17 protein-coding genes are annotated in these 19016 nt (G+C 51.9%); 1 reads left to right on the top strand and 16 read right to left on the bottom strand.

Translation table 11 applies throughout. The features are described 5' to 3' along the window. Positions 1–71: 71 nt before the first annotated feature. From M3194_RS06560 to iolD, 9 genes are all read right to left on the bottom strand, one after another. A complete protein-coding gene (locus M3194_RS06560) occupies positions 72–494 on the bottom strand; it encodes a hypothetical protein (protein ID WP_251652632.1) in 423 nt (140 codons plus the stop codon). A gap of 40 nt (positions 495–534) precedes the next feature. Beyond that, positions 535–711, bottom strand: coding sequence for a Spo0E family sporulation regulatory protein-aspartic acid phosphatase (locus M3194_RS06555; protein WP_251652631.1), 177 nt, complete (start codon positions 709–711; stop codon positions 535–537). Between the two features lie 222 nt (positions 712–933). Next, the gene (locus M3194_RS06550; protein ID WP_251652630.1) at positions 934–1941 is read right to left on the bottom strand and encodes a LacI family DNA-binding transcriptional regulator; all 1008 of its coding nucleotides are present in this window, start codon (positions 1939–1941) and stop codon (positions 934–936) included. A 111-nt stretch (positions 1942–2052) separates the two neighbouring features. Next, complete coding sequence (gene iolB, locus M3194_RS06545; RefSeq protein WP_251652629.1) at positions 2053–2868, bottom strand: 5-deoxy-glucuronate isomerase; 816 nt, start codon at positions 2866–2868, stop codon at positions 2053–2055. Positions 2869–2883: 15 nt separating this feature from the next. Further along, positions 2884–3924: an inositol 2-dehydrogenase gene (iolG, locus tag M3194_RS06540; protein WP_251652628.1), complete on the bottom strand. Its 1041-nt coding sequence runs from the start codon at positions 3922–3924 to the stop codon at positions 2884–2886. Positions 3925–3948: 24 nt separating this feature from the next. Beyond that, positions 3949–5394 (bottom strand): CoA-acylating methylmalonate-semialdehyde dehydrogenase, encoded by a 1446-nt coding sequence (locus M3194_RS06535; protein ID WP_251652627.1) that lies wholly within the window; start codon positions 5392–5394, stop codon positions 3949–3951. 28 nt (positions 5395–5422) lie between these two features. Then, on the bottom strand, positions 5423–6424 hold the full coding sequence (gene iolC, locus M3194_RS06530; RefSeq protein ID WP_251652626.1) for a 5-dehydro-2-deoxygluconokinase: 1002 nt from the start codon (positions 6422–6424) through the stop codon (positions 5423–5425). After that, on the bottom strand, positions 6421–7338 hold the full coding sequence (iolE, locus tag M3194_RS06525) for a myo-inosose-2 dehydratase (RefSeq protein WP_251652625.1): 918 nt from the start codon (positions 7336–7338) through the stop codon (positions 6421–6423). The genes iolC and iolE overlap by 4 nt, the downstream gene beginning before the upstream one ends. Before the next feature lie 22 nt (positions 7339–7360). Beyond that, on the bottom strand, positions 7361–9232 hold the full coding sequence (gene iolD / locus M3194_RS06520; RefSeq protein ID WP_251652624.1) for a 3D-(3,5/4)-trihydroxycyclohexane-1,2-dione acylhydrolase (decyclizing): 1872 nt from the start codon (positions 9230–9232) through the stop codon (positions 7361–7363). Between the two features lie 310 nt (positions 9233–9542). Here iolD and M3194_RS06515 point away from each other — a divergent pair, with 310 nt between their 5' ends. Continuing rightward, entirely contained in the window at positions 9543–10130 is a 588-nt protein-coding gene (locus M3194_RS06515) for a TetR/AcrR family transcriptional regulator (protein WP_251652623.1), read from the top strand. Positions 10131–10187: 57 nt separating this feature from the next. Here M3194_RS06515 and M3194_RS06510 read toward each other — a convergent pair whose 3' ends face one another. The 7 genes from M3194_RS06510 to M3194_RS06480 form a co-directional block, all read right to left on the bottom strand. After that, positions 10188–12437, bottom strand: a complete 2250-nt coding sequence (locus M3194_RS06510; RefSeq protein ID WP_251652622.1) for an FAD-dependent oxidoreductase — start codon at positions 12435–12437, stop codon at positions 10188–10190. A 21-nt stretch (positions 12438–12458) separates the two neighbouring features. Then, a complete protein-coding gene (locus M3194_RS06505; RefSeq protein ID WP_251652621.1) occupies positions 12459–13286 on the bottom strand; it encodes a carbohydrate ABC transporter permease in 828 nt (275 codons plus the stop codon). A 15-nt stretch (positions 13287–13301) separates the two neighbouring features. After that, positions 13302–14186: a carbohydrate ABC transporter permease gene (locus M3194_RS06500; RefSeq protein WP_251652620.1), complete on the bottom strand. Its 885-nt coding sequence runs from the start codon at positions 14184–14186 to the stop codon at positions 13302–13304. A gap of 112 nt (positions 14187–14298) precedes the next feature. Further along, positions 14299–15627, bottom strand: coding sequence for an ABC transporter substrate-binding protein (locus tag M3194_RS06495; RefSeq protein ID WP_251652619.1), 1329 nt, complete (start codon positions 15625–15627; stop codon positions 14299–14301). 94 nt (positions 15628–15721) lie between these two features. Next, positions 15722–16489, bottom strand: a complete 768-nt coding sequence (locus tag M3194_RS06490) for a response regulator transcription factor (protein WP_251652617.1) — start codon at positions 16487–16489, stop codon at positions 15722–15724. Beyond that, entirely contained in the window at positions 16467–18278 is a 1812-nt protein-coding gene (locus M3194_RS06485; protein ID WP_251652615.1) for a cache domain-containing sensor histidine kinase, read from the bottom strand. Before M3194_RS06485 ends, M3194_RS06490 begins: the two co-directional genes overlap by 23 nt. A 123-nt stretch (positions 18279–18401) precedes the next feature. Continuing rightward, entirely contained in the window at positions 18402–18953 is a 552-nt protein-coding gene (locus M3194_RS06480; RefSeq protein WP_251652613.1) for a hypothetical protein, read from the bottom strand. Between the last annotated feature and the right edge of the window lie 63 nt (positions 18954–19016).

Raw genomic sequence — 19016 nt, 5'->3', positions numbered from 1 at the left:
AGACCTTCACTTTTTCAAGTGTAAGTCTTGCGGTTTATATCCTATATCATGCAGCCGACCTATGCGGAGATTCAGACATTCGGCATGGAAAGCTGATAGTAAGGCAAAGAGCCTGCCCATTGGAAAAGCGAAACAGCTGGATTGGCGCGCACGATGAGGAAAGCATGATAGGGTTCATCGCTGAACATGCCGTCATCCGATAAAATATTCAGCCCTTGCTGCTCTCCCGACCGGATCGAGACCTGCATCTTCAGCCTGCAGTTAAGCGGCCGGCAATAAGCCTTGCAGCCAATATCCCACAGCTCGACCGTCAAATTTGTTGCGGCGTCGGCAGAGACGAGCAGTCTTAATGGACCAACAGGTCCCTCATCCGGAAATAGAATGCCCACATCCGTTGTAAGCGGGTAGGCAGCGGAAGGCCGATCAAACCTAATGCTTCGCATCATATAGGATTGACGGACGGTGATAGCGGAATTGACCGTTGCGTTACTCATTGTGACCCCTCCGTTTATGTGACAGGCAAGGCAAGCGCGGTTAAGTCGCCCGTTTGCGCTTACAGCCGCAATTCTTTTCATAATGATTAAGCAGCATGTCCAGCTCGCGGGACTTTTGCAAGACCATCAAGGAGGATAGACCATACCTGTCACTCGCTTGATGCATTTCCTCACGTTTCAATTCAATGGCCTGGTTCATCTGATCTTGTATGTTCACGAAATAGCCCCCACAACGTATTTCGGTGTTACCATGAGAATTCAGATTGCTATAGGTCACATGCGGCGCATACTATGTCTATTAACTTATCACCTCCTGCATCCCGGAGGGATGAACGAATTTTGGATCATGATAGAACGATTTTTGTTTTGTTGCGACAATTCTCTTAATTAACCAATAAATAGCAAAAATAAATACCTCCCCGATTCAGGGAGGCATGATTCAACTCTTTGCTATTGCCGTCGATTGACGGATAGTGATTTCCGGGCGCAGCACGATCCGTTTCTTAACCGGCTCAGCCTCGTCCAGATTGGCGATCAGCAGCTGGAACGCCTGCTTCGCCATGCTAGTGATCGGCTGTGCGACCGTGGTAAGCGGAGGGTCTACGACGGCTGCGAGTATCGTATCGTCAAACCCAACTATCGAGAGCTCTTCGGGAACCTTAATCCCAAGGCTTCTCGCTTCCTGCATAGCCCCGATGGCGAGTACGTCATTGCAGCAGAACAGCGCGGTTGGCCGATCCTCGCGGCTCAGCAGCCCGCCGGCGGCGCGCCGGCCTTCCTCAATCATATAATTACAGATAACAATGTGATCGTCATCAAATGGAATTTGCCGGTCCTGCAGGCCTTGCTTGAAGCCTCGGATCCGTTCGCGGGCGCTGCTCACCTTCAATTGCTCGGATAGTATCGCGATGCGGCGATGTCCCATCTCCGCCAAATGCTGCGCAGCCATTAAGCCGCCCACAAAGTCGTCGGCCACAACCGTATCCACCTCTAATGCCGCGGTTTCACGGGAAATCATAACAATCGGGATATGCTTCGCCTGCAGATTAGTCAGAATATCCAGATTATCGACCCCGGTTCCGATCAGGATGCCGTCGACATTCTTTTGTTCTAACAAACCAATATATCGTTCTACCCTCTCATCCTTGTTGTCCGTGCTGCACATGATGACACTGTAGCCCAATTGATGGGCCTGATCTTCGATGGCCCGAGCAATCTCAGAGAAGAAGGGGTTCGAAATATCCGGTATTAGCAATCCTAGCGTATAGGTCTTCTTCCCCATCAAGGCGGAAGCATTCACATTCGGCTGGTAGTTCATCTGCTCCATTATTTTGAGAATCTGTTCCCGTCTCTTCTTGCTGACGTTGCCTTTTCCATTGATGGCATTGGAAACAGTGGCAATGGAGACCCCTGCTTCTTTGGCCACATCGTATATCGTTGCTTTCATGCCGAATCCCTCTGAACATTAAGATGGGGGATAGATGACCTATCCCCATGATGTCTTATTATGAGTGTTTCTATCAGCAGTTGCAACCGTGAAGAGGCCAATTAAAAGGCTCTACTTAATCGTTGTATTCATAATCCATTGATGATCGGGATCATTATAGAACTTCCAGATGCGGCGCGGACCTGCCATGACATTCAGATAGTACACTTCATAACCGGGAGGCGCAGCGACCGGATGGTAGCCTCTTGGAACCAGCACGGCTTCGCCGTTCTTCACGACCAGCGTCTCATCCAGCTCTCGGTCATCCGTATACACCCGTTGAATCGCATAACCTTGCTCCGGCTCCGTCCGGAAATAATAGGTCTCCTCGAGCAGCGATTCATCCGGCAGATTATCCCGGTCATGCTTGTGGGGCGGATAGCTGGACCAATGGCCGCTTGGCGTGAACACTTCGACAACCAGCAGACTGTCGGCAGGCTCCTGCTCCGGCAGGATATTCTGAACCAGGCGCTCCATGCTTCCGGATCCGCGAACCTCCGTCCCTACCTGGTCGGGAGTGATCAGCCGCGCTTCATGGTTCCCCAGTCCAGGAGCGGAACAGACGGCAACCTCAAGCTCTGTCAGCGCTTCGATCCCATACGGCTGGCCATTTGGAACATAGACCGAATACGGCGGTATCTTCTCGAACACGCTCATGCGGCGGCCGATCTCGCGCCATTCTTGGCCTGCTGCGCTTACATTCGCCAATCCGCTTAACAGAACCAGACACACTTCCTTGTCTTCTGTTTCTCTATGAACGGTCTGGCCCTTTTGCAGCTTCAGAACTTCAAAGCCGACGTATTCCCAGCCTGCCGATTCGGGCGTAATCGATAAGACCGAGCCGTCAGAACCCGGGGTTTGCTCTGGAGTGACGATAAGCTTCGACATATTTGTTTACCTCCGTTATGATCTGGCGGATTGCAGAATTAACTCGTCGAGCTCCGCCAGCTTGATGGAACGATTCAGCTTGCAGGACAGCTTGGCGGCCAAAGCGATCCGCTCTGCCTGCAGGCCGTCTTCCCCCGTTACCGGGAGCGCTGTTCCGAGCACAAGACTATCGATAAATTGCTTGGATTCGTCCGCATAAGCCGCCATGTAACGCTCCAGGAAGAAATGCAGCGGCTTGTCGGAGACGATTCCTTGAGCCGTACTTACAACGGCCGTATTCGGATGGTCATTGGCAATCGCTACGCTGCCCTTTGAACCAAAGACCTCCACTCGCTGATCGTAGCCGTATACAGCCTGACGGCTGTTGTCGATGACGCCAAGCGCACCGTTTGCGAACTTCAAGGTTACGATGGCGGTATCTATATCGCCGCATTCCTCGAATACGGGATCGATCAGGACGCTGCCCTGGGCGAACACTTCTACAACCTCGCTGCCGGATACGAACCGCGCGATATCGAAATCGTGAATCGCCATATCCATAAACAAACCGCCGGATACTTGAATGTATTCCTTCGACGGCGGGTTAGGGTCGCGGGAGGTGATCTTCACAATATGCAGATCCCCGATTGTCCCCGACTCCACATGCTCTCTCACGCGCTTGAAGTTATGGTCAAAGCGGCGGTTGAATCCGATTTGCAGCTTCACCCCCGCCGTCTTGACCGCCGCAATCGCTTCGGCCGTTTCCGCAACCGACATGCTGACGGGCTTCTCGCAGAAAATATGCTTGCCGGCTTGCGCGGCCTGCTTGATCAGCGGCACATGCGTATCCGTGGACGAGCAAATAAAGACGGCGTCGATATCCGGATGCTGAATAATATCGTTTGAATCCTTGGACAAGAGGCCAATGCCTCTCTCTGTTGCCCAAGCCTCAAGCTCGGGTCCGGCGAACAGGTCGCTGACTCCAACAATCTCAACCTGAGGGTGCTTAAGCAGATTTTCCGCATGTATCTTGCCAATTCGGCCAGCGCCGATGATGCCGATTTTCACTTTTGACATCGAATAGACCTCCCGTATTATCTGTTACCAGCGAGTTGTGACCATTTTCTTGCGGGTGAAGAACTCGACGCCATCCGTGCCGTTTGCATGCAAATCGCCATAGAACGATTTCTTCCATCCGGAGAACGGGAAGAAGGCCATCGGAGCCGGAACCCCGAGGTTAACGCCAAGCATGCCCGCATCGATCGTTTCGCGGAATTGGCGCATCGAAGCACCGCTTTGCGTGAACAAGCATGCCCCATTCGCAAACTCGGAACGGTTAGCCAGCTCAATGGCTTCTTCCAGCGTGTCAACCCGTACGATCGACAGGACCGGAGCGAAAATCTCGTCCTCCCAAATTTTCATTTCGCATTGCACCTGGTCAAAGATCGTTGGCCCTACAAAGTAGCCTTGGCCATCCGAAGCAGCGTCCTTGCGTCCGTCGCGGATAAGCAGCGCGCCTTCCTTTTCGCCGATGTCGATATATTTCAGCGTCCGCTCCTTGTGATGTCCGCGGATAACCGGACCAAGGAAAATCCCTTCATCCATTCCGTTGCCGATCGTGAGGTTATCCGCCGCTTCAACCAGCTTGCTCACAAGCGTATCGCCCACCTCGCCTACCGCAACAACAACCGAGCATGCCATGCAGCGTTCGCCTGCGGAGCCGAAAGCGGCGTTGACGATTTCTTTCACGGTCAGATTCAGATCCGCGTCCGGCATAACGATCGAGTGGTTCTTCGCGCCGGCCAGCGCCTGAACGCGCTTGCCATGCGCCGAAGCTGTTTTGTATACGTATTCCGCAACAGGCTGCGAGCCTACGAACGAAATAGCCTGAATCGACGGATGCTCCAGCATGCCGTTAACGACATCATGAGCGCCATGGACAATATTGAACACGCCGTCCGGAAGCCCCGCTTCCTGGAGAAGCTCGGCTAGTCGGTTAGCCAGAAGCGGCGTCCGCTCCGAAGGCTTCAGGATGAAGGCATTGCCGCAGGCAATCGCAAGCGGGAACATCCAGCAAGGCACCATCATCGGGAAGTTAAACGGAGTAATGCCTCCAACAACGCCAATTGGATAACGGTACATGCCGGATTCCAGGTTCGTAGCGATATCAGGCAGCTGTTTGCCCATCATCAGATTCGGAGCGCCCGCGGCAAACTCCACGCATTCAATCCCCCGCTGCACTTCGCCATAAGCCTCTGCATAGCTCTTGCCGTTCTCAAGCGTAACCAGCTTGGCAAGCGCTTCCCAGTTCTCCACCAGGAGCTGCTGGTATTTGAAAAGCGTACGCGCTCTCTTTGGCACCGGCGTGCGGCTCCATGTTTTGAATGCTTCTGCCGCCGTACGAACAGCCAGATCGACGTCTTCTTTCGTAGACAAGGGAACGTTTGCGAGAATTTCTTCCGTAGCCGGATTGTAGACGGGATCGCTTTGTTTCGATACCGCGTCTACCCATTGTCCGCCAATCCAGTTTTTTAATAGTTGTGTCATAGGAGCACCTCTTCCTCGTATTTGCGAATCAGACTACGATTTCACCGCGTTCGCAAGCGGCAATATATTCATGAACCTGCTCGGCTCTTGGCATCGCGTCGGAGCAGCTGTGGCTGGAAATGACGATACACGCGGAAGCGCTGCCGAACTCCATGCTTTTCTCCAGGGTCCAGCCCTGCATCACGCCGTACAGGAAGCCTGCCGCATAGGAGTCGCCGGCGCCAAAGGTCTTGATGACCTTGGCCGGGAACGACTTGGCCCGGTGACTTACCCCGTCCTTCGTGTAAGCGATGGAGCCATCCTTGCCATGCTTGATAATAACGATTTTGGCGGAATGATTGAACCATCTGGATGCCGTGTTCTGGTCGCTATGCTCCTGCTCGAAGCATTCCATCATGTCGAACTCTTCCCGCGTGCCCAGAATGATGTCGCATTTCTCGGCCGCGAGATTATAATAAACAGCCGTTTCCTCTTGGGATTTCCATGTATAAGGGCGGTAATCCAGATCAAAGGCAATAACCGTGCCATGCTTCTTCGCGTATTGCAGCGCCTGGAATACCGCTTCGCGAGACGGGCTTTGCGCAAGCGCGGTACCGGAGATCAGCAGAAGCTTGGATTTCGCGATCAGCTCCTCATTCACTTCGCCGGGAGTAAGCAGCAGATCGGCGACGTTGTCGCGGTACATTAAGATGCTGCAATCGGTTGGACTCTTAATCTCGGTAAAAGCAAGTCCGGTAACCGCGCCCGTGTAGTCATTTACGACATTGCTTGTATCAATCCGGTTTTGCTCCAGGTAACTGCGGATGAAGCGTCCCATTTGATCGTTGGCGATTTTGCCGATAAAAGCCGTCTTCAGGTCAAACCGCGACATTCCGATCGTAATGTTGGCCGGAGATCCGCCCACGTATTTCGTAAACGTACTGGTCTGCTCCATCGGACGGTTGATTTCATTGGCGTTTAGATCTATGCATAAGCGGCCGATGGCCGTAAAATCGAGTGTCCGGTCCAGCGGAAACTTGATGTCGTTCATTGGGATTCCCCCGCTTTCGTAGGAAGTAGCGACTCCAGGTAAGCTATCGCCTTGGCTGCGAATTCATATGCCGGATACTTTGCAGGATCCTGCTCTCCTTCCAGCATCGCCCAGCCGCTATAACCGAGGGCCAGAAGCTCCTCGACTATCGGCTTGAAATCAAGATCGCCTGTCCCCGGAACCGTAAATACGCCTTTGCGAATGCAGGTAATGAAATCCGCATTCTCCGCACGCGCTTCATCCAGCACATGCTGTCTGACATCCTTCAGATGGATATAGGCGATCCGGCTGTAATGCTTGGTTAGGACTTCAAGCGGAGCTGCGCCTCCGTAATAGGCATGACCCGTATCAAACAGCAGGTAGACCAGGCCCGGATCCGTGAGCTCCATCAGGCGGTCGATTTCCTCCGGGCTCTCTACGGCCGTACCCCCATGATGATGATAGGTAAGCTTGAGGCCATGCGCCTTGGCTATCGCACCGGCTGCATTTAATCCTTCAGCGAGGCTCTGCCAGCCCGCTTCGTCGAGCGGAATAACTTCCGTCTCATTAGGCGTGCGGCGGGGATCGAAATGAAGCGAACCGCCTACCTCGCAGGTACTGATGACGGTGCTGCCCATTTCTTTCAGAAACTTGACATGCTCCTCGTAGGCTGCAAGCTCCTCCTCGCGATAGGAAGGATCCGAGAACAGCACGGACTTCCATTGAGATACAAGCTGCAAGTTTCTTTTCCCAAGCTCCTGCTTCAGAATCTCGGGGTCGTCCGGATATTTGCGTCCCATCTCGGTTCCGGAGAGACCTAACCGCTGCATCTCATCCATAATCTGCTCGTAAGTCGTATCCGCTCCGTGTTCCTTCACGTCTTCCCCGACCCAATTGATCGGATGGGCACCAATCTTAAACGGCAATGACTTCATCAGCTTCAGCTCCCTTAGCCTCTTATATCATTCTTGCGGCGCGAATCCGCTGCTTCATATCCTCATGCGCATCAAGCACTTTATCGCTGACCGATACTTCCGGCACGCCAACATTCCACCAGGACTCGTAACCGGATGTATTGGTACCCGGCACGACCGGAATCTCAATCAAGGTAGATACCGTTTCTTGCTTCGCTTGCTCGAGCGCCGCCTTAAGCTCCTCCGAGGAAGATACCTTATAAGATTTCGCCCCGAGACTGCGGGCATGGGCCGCAAAGTCGATCGGCATATAGCTGCCGGTAAGCTTGCCCGTCGAAGCTTCGCGGTAACGGAACTCGTTGCCGAAGCCCTCGCTGCCGTGGCCGCGCTGCAGGTTATGGATACATTGGAAGCCATGGTTATCGAATAATAAGATCGTGATTTTCACGCCTTCCTGCAGGCTTGTGATCAGCTCGGAATGCAGCATGAAGTAGCTTCCGTCACCCACAACGGCGTATACCTCCCGGTCTTCCCCGGCTGTTGCCAGCGCCGCGCCGAATGCGCCGCTCACCTCATAGCCCATACAGGAAAAACCGTATTCCATATGGTACGTCTTCGGCTGCTCCGGTCTCCACAGACGGTGCAGATCGCCCGGCAGGCTGCCTGCCGCGCAAACAATAACAGAGCTTGGATCAATCGTGTTTTGAATAACGCCTAGCGCATGGGTTTGGGCAAGTCCTTGTTCATGCTCCAAGGCATAAAGCCGGTCTACCTCGGCATCCCAGGTCTTCTTCAAATCCGCAATTTCATTGTCCGCGTAAGTGCTTTTGTAGCCGGTTGCCGCAAGAGCATCGGCCAGAAGCGTCAGTCCAAGCTTCGCATCCCCCGTCAAGGCAGCTCCGCCCCACTTGGCGGCATCAAGAGTGCTGACATTTAGATTGATAAATTGAACCTCTTCATTTGTGAAGGCCGACTTGGAAGAAGTCGTGAAATCCGAATATCTGGTTCCAACCCCAATAACAACATCCGCTTCCCTAGCCAGAAGATTAGCCGCAAGCGTGCCCGTAACCCCAACGGCTCCTACATTCAAAGGGTGATTCCAAGGCAGTACGCTTTTGCCCGCCTGCGTTTCCGCAACAGGAATATGAAAGGCTTCAGCGAAAGCACGGAGCTCGTTAGTGGCCGAAGCGTACAATGCGCCTCCGCCAGCGATAATAAGCGGTCTTTTCTTTCCTCTTAGAAGCTCTGCCGCACGTTGTACCGCGTCTTGGGCAGGCGGCCGGCGGTCAATATAATGAATGCGCTTACTAAAAAACGCTTCCGGATAGTCGTAAGCTTCCGTCTGAACATCCTGCGGGAGAGCTAATGTGACAGCTCCCGTCTCTGCCGGATCCGTCAATACCCGCATGGCCTGAAACGCTGCCGCCATCAGCTGCTCGGGACGAACGATGCGATCCCAATACTTGCTGACCGACTTGAAAGCATCCGTCGCCGAAACCGTGTAGTCAGATGCAACCTCCAGCTGCTGAAGCACCGGATCCGGCTGGCGGGACGCAAAGTTATCTCCCGGTAGTAACAATACCGGTATGCGGTTTACGGTAGCGGTTGCGGCGGCGGTTACCATATTCAGCGCGCCTGGTCCAATAGAAGAGGTGCAAGCGTAAATTTGCAGGCGGTTCTTCTGCTTGGCAAAGGCTGCAGCCGCATGCACCATGCCCTGCTCGTTTTTCCCCTGAATCAAGGTCAGGCTGCCCGGACTGTACTCTAATGCCTCGCCAATCCCCGTTACATTGCCGTGACCGAATATCCCCATGACACCTTGAACGAATTTCGTTTCCTCGCCATCAACCGAAACATACTGGGCATCGAGAAACCTTACTAAAGCCTGCGCCATTGTCAATCGAATCGTTGTCATAGTACCTCCTATTAAGTTAATCGCTTAATGTAAGTAAACTAAGTAAATTTAAAGACTTCATTCGACAATATTATACATAAATTAAGTAAAATTAGTTAAGCGCTTAACTCCATTATACACGCCGCCCTGCATTTTTCAATTCCTCTTGCGAAAAAAATTACCCCCGGTTGTTGGCTGTCGATTGCTTGGAAAGGATATGGTATTCTAGAGAGCAAGAGATTTCGGGATTTATTGTCATACACGACTCCCGAATCTCAATAAATAGAATTCCGAATATGTCGTATCACTCCAAAAAGATTGAGGTTTAATTATGAATACGTCTTCCGCCAATACCCGCGTCCATATCATGGATACCTTTTTGCATATCTATGAGAGCTTGCCGCTCGAACGAATTCACATCAAGATGTTAACCGAGGCAGCAGACATTAACCGGGGAACCTTTTATCTTCATTTCTTCAACCTCGAGGATCTGATCACGAGTATTGAGAATGAGCATTTGGAAGCGATCAAAGAACGGGGAAATAAAGCCCGCCACTTATACCTGTCCGAGAAAAACGGGGAATTCATGCAATATTTCATCCCGATCTTCCAATACATGGAGCAGCATCATAAGGTACTGCGAATTCTTACCGGTCCTCATAGCCGGCCCCATTTCCGGGAAGGCCTGCTTAAGGTCATCCGGCAAAATGCTTTAGCCCGGTTTGAATCCATATTATCAAGCTGTAACGGGGCTGATCTAATCAAACGGGATCTCTTGATGGAGAGCGTCATTAACGGAAATCTGGGCATTCTTGTCCGCTGGATTCAATCGGATATGAATCTTCCTCCGGAAGAGCTGGCTTCGTTAATGAGTCAAACCGTATTTAAGAGTCCGATGGAAAACATGCTTACCCTATGATGCAAATAAAACAGGCTGGAATCCGCGGATTCCAGCCTGTTTTTCATATCAATATCGTTATTCGTAAATACGGATCTCAACCACTTCAGCACGTTCGCCGCCGTTTGTTTCCTTTACGACAGTCCGAATCCGGTCTGTTCTTACCGGATGTTCCAGAGTAAACACGACTTTGCGCGTCCGGTTCTCATTGTCATAGGCGACTGTCTGCCATTCACCGTTCACCCACGCCTGAACCTCGTACGATTTCACAACTTCCGGAATGATCAGGAACGGGGTTTCGTGGTGATGCAGATTAATAAGGTCCTCATTGACATCATCGTTAAACGTCAGATGAATTTCCCTTACATCCGCTTGCCGGGCAAGGGCGACCTCCACCCATTCTTCACGTCCTTCCGCCAGCGGCTGGGATACCCATAGATGTGGTCCGCCGTACGGACGAGCATAACCGTCAATCACTTTTTCCGGCGCAAAAGCGCTAGTGGCGACGGCAAAGCAGAAAGGCTTGCGGACAAGACGCTTCATCGACCATTCAATAACGGGCTGATCCGGCTGATGATCTTCCAGGTCGGAGCTGACGATCGGTTTGACTCCCCTCTCGAACGCGAGCACGCCGGTAACCGGAACAGCTGACGTATAGAGGCTTGCTGCCTCATTCGCCCGGACAATGACAAACACGTTGCAAGGCTCGCTGCCAAATAACGCGCCGTCCGCGGGCAAATCAAGCCATTGCTTCTCACCGGCTCTTACCTCTATGGTCAACGCTTGCTTGAAGTTTGCCGGCACATAATTCTCGGGACGGCCCGTATCCCATAGCTCGACGGTCAAACTTGTCGCTTCGGAAGCGGAAGCAAGAAGAGTTAAGCCTTCAAAGCCGCCCTCCGCCGGGAATAACCAGCCAACATCAGACGCAAGAGGATATGCTTTGGAAGGTTCATCAAGCAAAATGCCCGTCATTGCGCTGGATGCCGTGACGGTTCCCGTTCTGGCCAAGTCAGCTGAATCTTCGTTCCGCAGACCAATAATGGAGGCATCCATGCGCAGCATCGTTTGCTGCAGCTCGGTCAAATGACGTCCACGCAGCTCGCGCGGCGTAATCCCTTTGATAGCCGACAAGGCGGCGCCAACGCCTGCCGCTTCTCCCATTACCGCACAGGTCGCCATGACGCGGGTTGTTCCGAACGCGACATGCGATGCGCTGACATTGCGTCCCGCAAACAGCAGGTTGCCGACATTTCTGGAGTAGAGGGAGCCAAACGGGATATGGTAAATACCGTCCGCATGCAAATGCTTGGAGCCGCTTTCGGTCGCGTACATGCCTTGCGGCGGATGCAGATCGATCGACCAGCCGCCAAAGGCGACCCGGTCCTCGAACGGACGCTGCGAGATTACGTCGTTTTGCGTGAGAATCGTATCCCCAAGGAAGCGGCGGTATTCGCGTTTGCCCGGAATCGAGCCTACCCACTCCAGCGTCATGTTTTCCGCTTCAAATTGACCGGAATTCTTAATGTAATCCCAAATCCCATAAATGACAGACCATAATTCATCCCGGATTTGCTCATTCTCATGAACCGTATCCAGCTCGCCGCCCCATTCAATCCACCAATAATGGCAGCCGGAGTCGCCGCTTCGGATCACGCGCTTAATCGGAATGGAGGTTGTTGTAATATCTTTTGCAAAAGACGGAGCAACAAACCGTACCGGCTTGCCCGTGTCTTTCGTATAGAACAGCAAAGTGCTGCCCAGCGTGATATCGTCGGCAACCTCCGGAGCCCAATCTTCTCCGAACTCGTCGCGGGCTTCGCGTCCAATCCGGTAGGCCGCTCCCGCCAGGAATCCAACTAGCCCGTCACCGGTACAATCGAGGAACACTTCGCTCTCAAACGTGATCTCCCGCTCCGAGCCCATCATCCAGCCCGTCACGCTGCGGATAACCCGGGCATCCAATGCTCCGTGCGCTTCCACTTCCCTGACATCGGTATTCATGTACAGCGTCAGATTAGGCTCCGCTCTTACCGCCTCCAGCAGCGTGACATCCCAGAGATACGGATTGCCTTCCGGATTGCGGAACTGGTTCTGAATAAACAGCTCGCCCATAATGCCGGTCTCGCGGGCATACCGGTTCACGCCATGGCCCGTAGCGCCGCATACCCAGACACGAACCTCGGAGCTGGAGTTGCCGCCAAGCACCGGGCGGTTATGGACCAGCGCCACCTTTTGCCCCAACCTTGCTGCCGCAATGGCCGCGCTGATGCCTGCCAGACCTCCGCCAATTACCGTTACATTGGATCTTACAATCTCCTGTCTCATGAAAATAAAGCCTCCTTTGAATTAGCCTTTAACTGCCGAGCTGGATACGCCTTGAATGATGTATTTCTGACCAAGCAGGAATATGAGAATCATAGGAATGATTGCTGCCGACGAAGCTGCCATCATACCGTTATAGTCAACGTTATTTTCCAGAACGAAGTTCTGGAGGCCAAGAGGGATCGTATAAAGCTTCGGGCTTTGCAGGAAGACAAGCGCATTCTCGTAATCGTTCCATTGCCAGGAGAAGTCGATAATAGCAAACGTCGCCAGCGCCGGCTTGGCTAACGGCAATACCAGGTTGAAGAAGATCCGGAAATGACCGGCCCCGTCAAGAAACGCGGATTCTGTAATTTCCTTCGGAATCCCCAGGAAAAACTGGCGGAGCATAAATACGCCAAAGATCGAGAACATGGCCGGCAGAATCAATGCCCAATGCGTGTTGTAGATATGAAGCCAGTTAAACAGGATAAACTTCGGAACAAAAACGACCTGGGGAGGAATCATCATCATGGATAAGTACACGATAAAAAGCGTATCCCGTCCTTTAAACTCCGTGCGCGCGAAGCCGTAACCCGCTAGGGCCGACATAAAGACCGCACCGGCTGTGCCAATCACGGAAATCTTAAGCGAGTTCAGATAGTATGGCAGGAAATTATAGCTTCCCGTCCATATCCGCTTATGGTTGCTCCAGTCCAGACTCGAAGGAAGCCACTGGCGGAATACTTCGCTTGGGGTCTGGAAGGAGGTGCTGAGCATCCATAAGAAAGGGACGATCATAAACAACCCTGCGATCAGCATAAGGATCGTGACACTAAGCTTAACCGAGAGGTTCTTATTGGTTTCAATCATAGAGCATGCTCCTCTCTAGTAATGGACCCAGCGTTTTTGGCCGACCCATTGGATGATGGTAATGACGAGAATAACCGCGAACAGGAACCAGGAAATCGTTGAAGCATAGCCCATCTCATAGTAGCTAAAGGCTGTTTTGTAGACGAACAACGACAGAATCGTGGTGCTTCCGCTCGGGCCGCCGCCCGTAATCGCCTGTATGAGAGAGAAGGATTTGACCGTCATAATCAGCCCTGTAATAAGCAGCATAAAAGTTGTTGGACTAACGAGCGGCCATACAATTTTCCAAGTGATCGTCATGGAACTCGCACCGTCAATACGCGCCGCTTCAAGCTGTTCCGTCGAAATCTCCTGCAAGGCCGCCAAATAGATGATCATGTTGTAGCCAAGCATAAACCAGATCTGAACAATGTCGATGGCATACATCGCCGAGTCGGAATCCGCGAACCAGCCCGGAGGCGATACAATGCCGATAAAACGAAGGACTTCATTAATCGGCCCTTGGGATGGCTGGAACAGCAGCATCCAGACAAAGGCAACGGCAACGCCGCTCGAAATGTAAGGCAGGAAGAACATCCCTCTAAGCAGACCCTTTAAATACACGTTGCGGTTCAGCACAAGCGCAACGATGAAGGCCAGGGCCAGAGAGACCGGAACGGACAACAGGAAAATGACCGTATATTTGATGGAGGAGTAGAACTGATCGTCGCCGAACATGCGAGTTATATTATCTAATCCGGTGAACTTCCAGTTGGGATTGCCGAACTGATAATCCGTAAACATCATGCCGAAGGAGAACAGGGCCGGCAAAATAAAGAATGCCAGGATGCCCAGCATATTAGGCAGAATAAAAGCATAACCAATCCAGCCTTGTTTCTGAATCCAGCTTTTCCTTTTCACAGAAACCGCCGCCTTTCTTAATCGTATGGAGCTTCCTGAATATAACAAAGAGAGAAGAAGGAAGCGGGGGATCCTTCTTCTCTCTTGGGGGCTTGTTCATATTCGGCTTAGGTTACTTGATATATTCCTGATGGCGTTTGGCCATATTTTTAAGCGTTGCATCAATATCCTGCTCGTTCAGGAAGTATTTCTCGTACTCTTCCTTCCGTGCATCAAGCGCTTGCTGCGGAACGCTCAGCTGGAACGACGGGAACTGGCCAAACACAACTTTGTTCATCGATTCCGTGTCGTATTTATCTTCTACGCCTTTGAGCAGCAGATCCATCGCTTGCTTGCTGTCTACGCTCTTCGAGGATGGAATGCGTCCGCCGCTAGCCATCGGCAGCATGCCGCCGTCCGCATACCATGTTGCAAACTTCCATGCGGCATCCTGGTGTTTGGATTTCGCATTAACGGACAGTACGTCGCCAACGCCGCCCGGGTACTTGTAATCCTGTTGGTCTGCTGATACTTTCGGAATGGTTGCGAAGGCGATCTTGAAGTCATGCGGGAAATTAGTCAGGTCGTTTGCATTGCGGAAAATAAACTCCCCTGCGGACAGCATCGCTGCTTCGCCTTTCAGGAACATGGTATCAACCGGCATTTTGCTCGTCACTTGTTCGCCGTACTCCGGCGTCGACTTGTCTACGAACATCATGTCATGAAGCGTTTGCAATTGCTTCTTCCACAGATCATTGTCGAAGTTCGAAGTTCCGTCCGGCTTCGTAATGCCAAGACCGGCAATCGTTCCGTCCATGGTTGCCGTAAAGGAAGCATCATGCTGCACCAGGCCGTATACTTTGTCTTTCTTCAATTTGTTCGAATACTCTCTGAGATCATCCCATGTCCAATCCACCGGTGGAACCGGGAGTCCCGCTGCGTCCAGCATGTCTTTGTTCAGCCAGATAAACGCCATGTTCTTCTTTGTAGGAATCCCGTAATATTTGTCTCCGATTTTCCACTGCGCGGCATCCGGACCCATTTGATCATCGATGTTATAATCGGATTTGCTGCTAAGATCCAAGGCTACGCCAGCGTCAACGCGCTTCTGCAAGCGGGTGAGCGTGTAGTTGATGTAAAGATCTGCATCCTGTCCGGTCATAAGCGCGGTGTCCAGCTTCAGGTTGCCCGGATCATCATTGACGTAGCGGACATATTCAACCTGAATGTCCGGATTTTCCTTGTTCCAGTTGTCAACGACAGCTTGCGGGCCTGCCTCGGCGGGAACCGCTCCCCAAAGCGTGAGCTTTACCTTCTCGCCCGACCCGCCTGCCGGCGATTCGCTTGCCGTGCCCGGGCTTGACCCGGCATTACCGTTGTTGCCGTTGCTTCCGCATGCTCCAAGAATCGAAGCGGCCAAAGTCGTAATCAGCGCAACCTTTAACAAACCTTTTCTTTTCATTTGTCTTCCCCCTTCTGAAGATGACCAGCATGTTTGCTACGTCTTTAACTTTATCACCGGCCCGGCGATCGGGGGATGAACAGCGTTTGGACATTCATAGAACGTTTTTTTGTTCTTTACGGTACTCGTTTGGCGTAACTTCGCACCACCGCTTAAAAATCTTGATGAAGTAGTTGTCGTTCTCGAAGCCGACCGTTCTGCCGATGTCGCTGACGGTACGATCCGTCTCGGTCAGCAGCATCTTCGCAGCCCGAATGCGCCGGTTCTGGATATAATGCGTCAGCGTGGTACCGGTCTTCTTCTTGAACAGGTCACTGACATAGCTCGCATCCATGCGGATAAAATCTGCCAGGCTCTTGAGCGTAATATCCTCGGCGAAATGCTCCTCGATATAAGCAATAATTCGGTTCATCTCCGGATGATCCGTCGGCTCCTGCGCCGACTTCTCCGGGAACCACTTGTCCGCCCGGCGAAGCTTCTCCATCTTGGCAAGCTCGGCAGCCACCTTCTCCATCGCTTGCCTCAGCCCCGTCAAATCAAGAGACAGCTTCATCAAATATCCAGAAGCGCCGTATTCCAACGCCTGTCGCGCATACTCGAACTCACTGACAGCCGTCAGCATGACGAAACGGCTTTCGATGCCTTCCTCCCTGGCCAGCTGAAGCAGCCGCACGCCGTCCATCACGGGCATGAAAATATCCGAAACCACAACATCCGGCCGAAGCTCCCGGATCATCTTCAATCCTTCTTCGCCGTCAGCAGCCTCGCCTATAATCTCAAATGGAATGCCGGCCTTCGCAAACAGCTTGCGCAGGCTTGCTCTTGCATGCTGCTCATCTTCAACAATTAGTGTCCGCCACATGGTCATGCCCCTCCTTCACATAGGGTTTGGATAATAGAAGCGGGCAATGCATCATAACCCGCGTCCCTTCATCCGATGATTCCAGCATCAGGCCTGAAGGCTGATTTTTGAACATCAGCTCGAGACTCTCCCGCAGATTCTGAATGCCAATGCTCTTCCGTTTCCGGGCCGTCTGCGTTTCCTTCGCTTTCTCAATCCCTATTCCGTTGTCGATGACTTCAAGAATCAAGAGCTTGTTGCGGCTTGAGGCGCGTATAACGATACGCCCTTCCCGCTGCGACTGTCCGAAGCCATGAAGAAGCGAATTCTCCACCAAAGGCTGCAGACAAAACTTCGGAATAAGCGCGTATTCCAGCTCGCTCTCCAGCTCGTATTGCAGCTCGATGCCATGCCCGAACCGCTTCCGCTGGATATCCATATAGGACTCGATGAGGACGATCTCCTCCTTCAGCAGGATTAGATCAGCCTCCGTATTAAGCGTCGTTTCCAATATTTTGCCCAGCGCGATGCATATTTCGTAAATATCGTCCTCGTCTTTATCCAGCGCAATGCTCTTGATCGTGTTAAGCGTATTAAGCAGAAAATGCGGGTTCATCTGCCCGAGCAGCACCTGGAACCGGACAAATTGCTTCTGCCGCTCCTCCAGCTTTAGCCTCTCCAGCAGGCCATTAATATCGGAGATCATCGAGTTGAAGCTTCGGGTCAAAGCTAATATTTCGCCCCTGCCCTGTTCGGGCAGCTTCGCCTTCAGGTTGGATTTGACCGTCGTTTCCATCTTGCGCTGAAGCAGCTTCAGCGGTCCGGTTACCGTTGACGAAATGAAATAAATCATAAGGACAAACAAGATGAGAATCGCGGAGTAGACGGCAAATGAACGCTTCTTCTGCTTGTCCACCTCGTTAAAGAGCAAAGACAGCGGAACCTTCTTGACAAGATAACCGTCAAGCTCCTCGATTTTGCTGTACGTATACATCATCTGATTATCCGTGATCGACTTGGAAGAAGCATCGTCCTGCTCGCTTTGTCCCGCTGTCGAGATCAATGCAGCTACGTCTGATGGCACTTTATCCCCGGCCGCGGACTGAAGAATCGTATTACCGCCGGAATCCAGCAGGAAATAAGCCCCTTCCCCGCCGCTGCCTTGCGTCTTGTCCGTAAACCATTGCTCGTAATCAATACTGAACCGTCCATAAGCAAAAGGCTTCAGCCCGTCATCTCGCATCACTTCATAAAGGCTGAGCATGCGATTGCCTTTCGTCTCGCGTATTTCCATGGACTGGTCATTCGTCTGCCAGATATAGCGTTGTCCGCCTTCCTTCTTCAGCTCCTGAACCCAGGCCTCCGCGCTTATCTTGCCGTAATTCAGGGACTCTGCCGGCGTATAGGAGGTGTAAGCGTTTCCCTTTAAATCTATAACCGTGTAATAAACGGTTGTTCCCGTAAGAAAGAAGCTGTTCTCGATGCCCGCGAATTTATTCTCGACAATTTTCTTGCGGTTAATGGCGTCATATTGCTCCGGCTTCTGCATGACCTGGCGAAGCACGGAATCCTGCTCCAGCAGCATTCCCGTCTTCATCACAAGACCCATCAGATCAACCAGATCGGTCTTGATCGCTTCAAGCTGCTCGATGTTCTTGTCCGAGGCATTGCGTTGAAGCAGCTCTTCCGTTTCCCGGAAGTTATACAGGAATAACAGGGCAATCGGGACAAGAATAAAAATCAGCAGTGAAAGCAATATCCGGTTTTTAAACGTATCCGGCGTTATTTTGCGGAACCATCGGGTCAGCATAAGAGCTCAGTCCTTCACATGAATGTATAACAATCAATTTACTTGACAAGTGTACCCGTTCGCAAGAGGCAGATTCGAAACGCAAAAAAAGCCTGCCTTCTCATTCGAAGACAGGCTTTCTCCTTATTTTCTCTTTTTGCTGCTCTTCTTATCGGTGGAAAACTGAATCGGGACGCCGTTAATGTCATTTCGCAGCACATTCCGGAAGACAAATGCCGCGACATTATTATAGTTGCCGTAGAAATCGGAAAGATCGTCATTAAAGAACTGGACAACCTTGATTTTGAACACCGGATACACAAAGGTATTTCCGAATATGACTCTGAGGGCGACAAAATGAAAGAAGCGGTTGGTACGGAACGCAGCCCGGTACAGACCGGCGATTTCTTTTGGCGTCAGCGTACGCGTAATCGGGCTTATCGCTTTGCCGCCGCTGATGACTTGTACATGAATGTTGATTTCGCCAATCCCTTTATCGGCGACAAGCAGGGTAGCCAATGCTTTGGCTTTCTTCAGTCCCTTAACATGCAGCGAGATGACAAACTGTCCGTCTCCGTGATCCTGCAGCGGGCCGACCCTGACTAGCGGATCTTTGCCAATCGAATACTTGATCTCATTGAAATACGTAAATTCAGGCGGAGATAGACTGATTCTGACTTTCTTGTTCATCGTCATGATGAATCTCCTCTCTCATACGAGCATTACTAGTATCCTATTTTGCGAGAGAGGAGTCTGTTA

Source organism: Paenibacillus glycanilyticus, from assembly GCF_023715145.1.
Taxonomy (GTDB): Bacteria; Bacillota; Bacilli; order Paenibacillales; family Paenibacillaceae; genus Pristimantibacillus; species Pristimantibacillus glycanilyticus_A.
The sequence above is the reverse complement of the archived record's forward strand: the minus strand, read 5'-3'. Positions and strand labels throughout refer to the sequence as shown.